Genomic DNA, 7,079 nt, shown 5'->3' with positions numbered 1-7,079 from the left:
TATAAAGGGTGTCATGAACATGACGGTTACACTTCGGGTAGGCGGGTCGGCGCTTACTTAAAAGCTGTCATCACAATGCAATAGAAATATCGAACGGAACTTCTCCCCTATGCGCGTACTCCTCGTAGAAGACGACGACCTGATCGGCTGCGGCATCGAAGCGGGCCTGCGTCAGGCCGGTTTCACGGTGGATTGGGCACGCGACGGCCACAAGGCCAGTCTCGCACTCGATACTACTGCCTATGCGCTGGTGTTGCTCGATCTCGGCTTACCCAAGGTATCGGGTATGGAACTGCTGAAACGGGTTCGCGACGCCGGCAAGGACGTGCCGGTGCTTGTGCTGACAGCGAGAGGCACGGTGGTGGACCGCGTCGGCGGCCTCGAAGCAGGCGCCGACGACTACCTCGGCAAGCCCTTCGACCTGACCGAGCTGATTGCCCGTTGCCGGGCCTTGCTGCGTCGCGCGCAAGGGCGCAGCGTCGAAGTGATTCGCTATCAGAATCTGACGGTCAATCCCGCCGCGCAAACCGTCGAGGTGGGCAGTGCACGCGTGCCCCTCACGTCGCGTGAATGGGCAATCCTGATGCAGTTGCTGACCCACCAGGGCATTCCCCAGTCGCGCTCGCGCCTCGAAGAAAGTTTGTATGGATGGCAGGAAGAAATCGAAAGTAATGCGATCGAAGTCCATGTGTCGAATCTGCGCAAAAAACTCGGCGCCAAGCTGATCAGAACGGTGCGCAATATTGGCTACGTGGTCGAGAAAGCGTAATGTCGGCATCGATACGCCGCCGCCTGGTGTTGCTGGTCCTGACCAGCATCGTGCTGATCTGGGGCATCGCGCTGATATCGAGCTATCGCCAGGCGAAACACGAAGTCGGCGAATGGGAAGAGGCGCGCCTCGCGGAGCTCACGCAAATCCTCGCGCTGCTCGATCAGCGCAACCTGAACACCCTGGCCAATGCGCGCATTGATGTGCGCGAAGAAGAAGAAGGCGGCGAAGCCGGCGCGAACGACAGCGACGACGACGACGCCTTGCCACGCGACGCGCTGTTCCAGGTGCGCAGCGCGAACGGCGACGTGCTGGCCGGCAGCCCGCAATTGCGCGCGCTCAAAGCGTGGGATCTACCGGTACCCTCCGCAAGCGGCACGCAAGACATCATATTGGGCGGTCAACTGTGGCATTCATTCACCTTGCGCGATACCGCGCTGGGCCACACGGTGCGCGTGTTCGAACCGGCCAATACGCGCAGCGATCTGGTGAGTGGTGTGGCCAGCCGGATCGCCCGCCCCACACTGTTCGCGCTGCCGGTGCTGGCGCTACTGGTGTGGTTCAGCATCGGCTGGAGTCTGGCGCCGCTCAAGGTGCTCTCCGGCGCTATTCGAGCACGTGACATCAACCGGCTGGAACCGGTCGACATCGGCCGGGCGCCGACCGAGGTGCGGCCACTCGTCGACGCGATCAATCTGGTGCTGTCGCGCTTGCGGCACTCCATCGAACGCGAACGCGCGTTTACAGCCGACGCCGCCCATGAACTGAAGACGCCGCTCGCCGCGATCAAGGTGCAGGCGCAAGTCGCGCTGGCCGAACCGGACACGGCATTGCAGCGCCTCGCGATGCAACGCGTGGTGCAAGGCGTCGATCGCAGCGCGCGGCTCGCGGAGCAGTTGCTGTTGCTCGCGCGTCTGGACGTGCACGAAAAACTCTCCACCGCGCCGCTCAAGCCCGCGGCCGTGGCGAAAGATGCACTGCTTGCCAACGAACGCAATGCGCAGCAGAAAGACATTCGCGTGACGCTCACCGGCGACATGCACGCCGAGATCAATGCGGAGCCCGTACTCATCGGCATCCTGCTCGACAACCTGCTCGACAACGCAATCAAGTATGGGCGCGCCGGCGGTTGCATCGAAGTGGCGGTGCAGTATGTGTTCGGCCGGGTGCTGCTTACCGTGCGGGACGATGGCCCCGGCGTCGCGCCTGGCGATCTCGCGCGCCTGACGAACCGGTTTTTCCGCGCGACGGGTAATCACGCCACCGGTAGCGGGCTGGGGCTCTCGATCGTTGCGCGGATCGCAGAGCATTTCGGTGCGAGCCTGCGTCTCGGCGTGGGAATCGGCGAGCGCGGCCTCGCAGTGGAAGTGTCGTTTCCTGCTTATGCGGGAGCGGAGTGAAGGGGTTACCGAGGGTGTCTATCGGGGCGCGGATACGGAGATTGCTGGACCGCTCGAACGCGGGATGTATCCCGCGCTCACGCCGCCCTAGCGCTGGCTTGCTTCGCTCACGACCGTTCGCCCTGCCTGTTCTGCCTGCTCTGCGCGTTTAGGCGCGCGATTCGAGGACTCGGCAAACTGCCACGCAATCAGTCCGGGCACGAAGATCAGCAGATCGCGAATGCGCCGCGCGCCGGCGAGCGCGAGGCAGATGGAAGGATCGAGACCCAGCGCGCCACCGATCAGAATGAAACCGCCCTCCTGCACACCCAAACCGCCCGGCACAAAGAATGCCGCACTGCTGATCGCCTGGATCAGCGATTCGATCACCACCGCTTCGACCAGCGTGACGTGAACGCCGAGAAAGTACAGCGCGAGCCAGATTTCCAGCGACGTCAGGAAGCATTGCAGGGGTTGCCAGAAAAACAGATAGCGCAGTATCACGCCGCGCCGGCGCCAGATCAGCTTGATGACCTGGTCGATCTGAGCGGATTGTCCGACGAGCGTGGCGAGCTTGCCGCTCGTCATACGATTCAGCACGCGTGTAATGCGTTCGAACGGACTGGCATGCTGCACGAGCGCGAACAACACCAGCAGCGGCGTCAGTACCACCACACCCCACGCCAGTTGCCCGGCGAGCCGCAGCGTGTCGGAGTGCGCATGCGCGAACAGAAAACCGATGCCGACCATCGTGAACAGCAACTGGCTGATCACCGTGAGCTGCATATCGACGATGATGCTGCCGACCGCCGTAGACGGCCGTACGCCCCAGCGCTTGAGCATCCGGAACGACACCACCTCGCCGCCGATACGCGCCACCGGCAACATGCAATTGACGGATTCGCGCACCCAGACCAGATGCAGCATATTGGCGACGCCCGGCCGGTTCGCGCCGCGAATCAGCGAGCGCCAGTCGCAGGCATTGGCGATCATCGGCAACACGTGCGCGATCGCCGCCAGAAGAAGGCCGGCACCCGCGGCGCGCAGTGCGCCGAGCACGGCGCCGGGATTGTCCTGCCAGACCAGCCACAGTGACACCAGCAAGCCAGCAAGGGCGGCGACGCGGCCAAGATGCTTCATCACGCGACCACCCCTTGCGCCCGCTGCAAGCCCGCTGCATTGCCCTCGCCACCCACTGCCAGATACCCGCGCATCATTGCTTACCCAACCTGTTGTTCATCCGTCATGCCGTCCTGTGCCGCCGACAACAGGCCGTCGCCATCTACCTTGAAACTGAAACCGCGCCAGATCACGCGCGAGGACCAGAAGCTCGCCACAAAAATCGCAAACGATACGATATCCCATAACGGCAATAGCCACAGGTCACGATGCGGCTGCCGCAACGCGCGATCGGACAGCAGTTTCAATACGAGCCGGGCGCAGACGGCGACCAGCGCAAGCGACCACGCCCACCATGCGCCACCCGAGAACGCAGTGGCGAGCAACGCAAAAGCGAGCGGAAAAATCAGCACCGAGCCGAGGTGGCCGAGCGGATCGATGCTACGGATCGTGCGGCTCCAGCGCAGTTCATGCGCGATCAGTTTCGTCGCGCTGTTTTCAACGCAGGCATGCGAGATCGTGAACGGCGGAATCACCACCTTCTCGCCGATCATGCGCACGGCCTCGCCGATCGCGTGGTCCTCGGCCAGGTGCTGCACGAACGGCGTGAAGCCGCCAATTTTTTCCAGCGTATCGCGTCGCATCGCGATGCTCTGTCCAAAGCAAGGACGCGCGAGACCGAGCGCAAGCCCCGTCACCACGCCGGGCAGGAACTGGTAGTTGGTCGCTTTGGCCGACAGTCGCGGCCAGAAACCGGGATCCGGCGCGCCGCGGTACACACAGGTGACGAGACCGACGCCAGGCTTCTGCAATTCGCCGATCACATTGCGCAAATAATCCGGCCCCACGCTCACGTCGCTGTCAGCGAACACCAGCACGTCGTGCCGGGCCTGCGGCAGCATATTGAGGATGTTGCTGATCTTGCGGTTCGGACCGTACAGGCGCGCGTCGGCGACCACGGTGATGTCCGCCTCCGGATGCAGCCGCCGCAGATCGTCGACGGCTTGCAAGGCGGGGTCGGCTGAATCGTGCACGCCGAACACGAATTGCACGGGGCCTGGATAGTCCTGCTGACAGAAACTCGAAAGGTTGGTGAGCAACGCCCACTCATTACCGTGCAACGGTTTGACGATCGTGACCGGCGGAAAACTGGTCGGCTCGGACACCGCTCTCGCGAAGAACCGGCCGATCAAGGCGCCCGCCAGCATCGTGTAGGCGATGCCGAAAACCGCACCCGCCGCACACGCATAGGCAAGCGTGACGGCGAGCAGATGCACAGCGCTCACGCTTGGTGAGCGCGCAGGAAGCGGAAGAATTCGACGCCTTCCCGCAGGCGCCGTTTCATCATGTCCCAACTCGTGAGCATCTCGCGCAGAATTTCCCAGATCTTCGACGGACGGAAATAAAAGCGCTTATAGAAGTTCTCGAGCTGGTGGTAAATCTCGTCGCGTGACAGATGCGGATAGCCGATCGCCGCAAGCTGCACCCCTGATTTGCTGACGAGGTTGATGACCTTGTTCTCTTCCAGCCAACCGTTCTCGACCGCCTGGTTGTAGAGCGTCGTGCCGGGATACGGCGCGGCGAGCGACACCTGGATCGTATGCGGATTGATTTCCTTCGCATACTCGATGGTCTTCTGGATCGTGTCCTGCGTCTCGCCGGGCAGCCCCAGAATAAACGTGCCGTGAATCTTGATGCCGAGCTTGCGGCAATCTTCACTAAAGCGGCGCGCGATGTCGGTACGCAGACCCTTCTTGATGTTCAGAAGAATCTGATCGTCGCCGGATTCGTAGCCCACCAGCAGCAGGCGCAGGCCGTTTTCCTTCATGATCTTCAGCGTCGCGTACGGCACGTTCGCCTTTGCGTTGCACGACCACGTCACGCCCAATTTCCCAAGACCGCGGGCGATTTCCTCGACGCGCGGCTTGAAGTCGGTGAAGGTGTCGTCGTCGAACATGATCTCCTTGACTTCAGGCATGTTGTCGCGAATCCACTTCACTTCTTCAAGCACGTTCTCGGTCGAACGCGTACGGTAGCGATGCCCGCCCACCGTTTGCGGCCACAGGCAGAACGTGCATTTCGAGCGGCAGCCCCGGCCCGTGTAGATCGACACGTACGGGTGCTTCAGATAGCCGATGAAATAGTTGTCGATCTTCAGATCGCGCTTGTAGACGGGCGCCACGAACGGCAGCTCGTCCATGTTCTCCAGGATCGGGCGCGCTTCGTTGTGCTCGATCGAACCGTCGGCGGCACGATAGCTGAGGCCTTTGATCCCGGCGAACGGCTTGCCCTCGGCGACTTCCTGGCAGGTGAAGTCGAATTCTTCACGGCAGACGAAATCGATCGCCTCGCTCGCCGTCAGCGAATTATGCGGATCGACCGCGACCTTGGCGCCGACCATGCCGATCAGCACCGAAGGCTTGCGCTTCTTCAGGTCTTCGGCAAACAGCGCGTCGGTGGGAAAGGACGGTGTGCTGGTGTGGATGACCACCAGGTCATATTGCTGCGCTATGTCAAGCGATGCTTCGACGGACAGGCCGTCGGCGGGGGCGTCGAGTACACGGCTATCGGGGACGAGTGCCGCGGGCTGCGCGAGCCACGTCGGATACCAGAACGAGCGCACTTCACGCTTGGCCTGATAGCGCGAACCCGCGCCACCATCGAAGCCGTCGTACGACGGCGCCTGCAAGAACAGGGTTTTCATGGATGCTCCAGCAAGCCTTTGATCGGCGCTTTCAGTTTTCTGTCGGAAAACTATCGGAACTATTGCCCGCGGAGATGCGCACGGGCACAAGGAATCGCGCAAATAGTACGGAGCAAAGCTGAAGGAAACCTTAAGAAAAATAAGCTTGGGCCGTGCTGTTCCACACGGTTAATACCTGGGCTTCGCCTCGCCTGCGCTTCCGTCATTTATAAGCGAAACATATGACAATCGTGGTGCCGCTGCGGGCATTGCACGAAAAAAATCGCCCAGTCCGCGCGCCTGCGCGCGCGGACCGGTCACTGCTCTTACACCGGCTTGATATCCGCCGCCTGCTTGCCCTTCGGTCCTTGCTTGATTTCGAAGCTGACCTTCTGGTTTTCCTGCAGCGATTTGAAACCTTCGCTGCGAATTTCCGAGAAATGGGCAAACAGATCCTCGCCACCGTCGTCCGGTGTGATAAAGCCAAAACCCTTCGCGTCATTGAACCACTTCACTGTACCGGTTGGCATGTCGATTCCTCGCTTGCACCTTGGTTGATTGGGTTGCGTTCGCCGTCTTTCGCCTGTTGCTTTCGACCGTTGTTGTGAGTGCAGCTTTTTGCCTACTCACGACCCCATCCATTGCACCTGGCTCCTGCCGGTTCCTGCTACTGCTGCTTGACTTTACGCCTGTTTGCGCGGCGGCGCTCAGGCAGATGCTTCTCTGTCGCCTCTCTGCCGCGGCAACCGGAGCAGCAAAGCCCATCCCGGGCAACCCCCGTGGGCGCACCGCCGATGCGATCGCGTGCAATCAGATAAGATGTTTGCTATCGGCAGTCCATCCTTGGCCGCGCAGGTCCAGCCCAATGCATCATGACCGCGCGACCTATCGTTTTCCCCACTTACAGGAACCCAGCATGGTCACCTCGAGCTATACCGATACCCGACTTCTGATTAACGGCGAGTGGTGCGACGCTGCCAGCGGCAAAACCCTCGACGTCATCAATCCCGCCACCGGCAAGGCCATCGGCAAGGTGGCTCACGCTGGCATTGCCGATCTGGACCGGGCGCTGGCCGCCGCACAGCGCGGTTTCGAAGCCTGGCGCAAGATTCCGGCCAACGAGCGCGCG

General features: G+C 61.7%; 7 protein-coding genes. 3 read left to right on the top strand and 4 right to left on the bottom strand.

From position 1 onward, the window contains the following. Positions 1–109 precede the first annotated feature (109 nt). Together PQQ96_RS41275 and PQQ96_RS41270 are read left to right on the top strand one after the other, a co-directional pair. Positions 110–769: a response regulator gene (locus tag PQQ96_RS41275; RefSeq protein WP_408303058.1), complete on the top strand. Its 660-nt coding sequence runs from the start codon at positions 110–112 to the stop codon at positions 767–769. Continuing rightward, a complete protein-coding gene (locus PQQ96_RS41270; protein ID WP_408303057.1) occupies positions 769–2,169 on the top strand; it encodes an ATP-binding protein in 1,401 nt (466 codons plus the stop codon). Before PQQ96_RS41275 ends, PQQ96_RS41270 begins: the two co-directional genes overlap by 1 nt. 87 nt (positions 2,170–2,256) lie before the next feature. On the opposite strand, the gene PQQ96_RS41265 is transcribed toward PQQ96_RS41270, so the two are convergent. From PQQ96_RS41265 to PQQ96_RS41250, 4 genes are all read right to left on the bottom strand, one after another. Then, complete coding sequence (locus tag PQQ96_RS41265) at positions 2,257–3,288, bottom strand: lysylphosphatidylglycerol synthase domain-containing protein (protein WP_408303060.1); 1,032 nt, start codon at positions 3,286–3,288, stop codon at positions 2,257–2,259. Between the two features lie 80 nt (positions 3,289–3,368). Next, entirely contained in the window at positions 3,369–4,553 is a 1,185-nt protein-coding gene (hpnI, locus tag PQQ96_RS41260) for a bacteriohopanetetrol glucosamine biosynthesis glycosyltransferase HpnI (RefSeq protein ID WP_408303055.1), read from the bottom strand. Beyond that, positions 4,550–5,971: a hopanoid biosynthesis associated radical SAM protein HpnJ gene (gene hpnJ, locus PQQ96_RS41255; RefSeq protein ID WP_120343030.1), complete on the bottom strand. Its 1,422-nt coding sequence runs from the start codon at positions 5,969–5,971 to the stop codon at positions 4,550–4,552. The genes hpnI and hpnJ overlap by 4 nt, the downstream gene beginning before the upstream one ends. A gap of 305 nt (positions 5,972–6,276) precedes the next feature. Further along, positions 6,277–6,480: a cold-shock protein gene (locus PQQ96_RS41250; RefSeq protein ID WP_007181784.1), complete on the bottom strand. Its 204-nt coding sequence runs from the start codon at positions 6,478–6,480 to the stop codon at positions 6,277–6,279. Positions 6,481–6,866: 386 nt separating this feature from the next. On the opposite strand from PQQ96_RS41250, the gene PQQ96_RS41245 reads away from it, so the two are divergent. Beyond that, positions 6,867–7,079, top strand: a 213-nt coding sequence (locus PQQ96_RS41245) for an aldehyde dehydrogenase family protein (RefSeq protein ID WP_408303052.1), incomplete at its 3' end; no start/stop codon positions are given.

Source organism: Paraburkholderia sediminicola, from assembly GCF_046027825.1.
GTDB classification, from domain to species: Bacteria; Pseudomonadota; Gammaproteobacteria; order Burkholderiales; family Burkholderiaceae; genus Paraburkholderia; species Paraburkholderia sediminicola_D.
The sequence above is the reverse complement of the archived record's forward strand: the minus strand, read 5'-3'. Positions and strand labels throughout refer to the sequence as shown.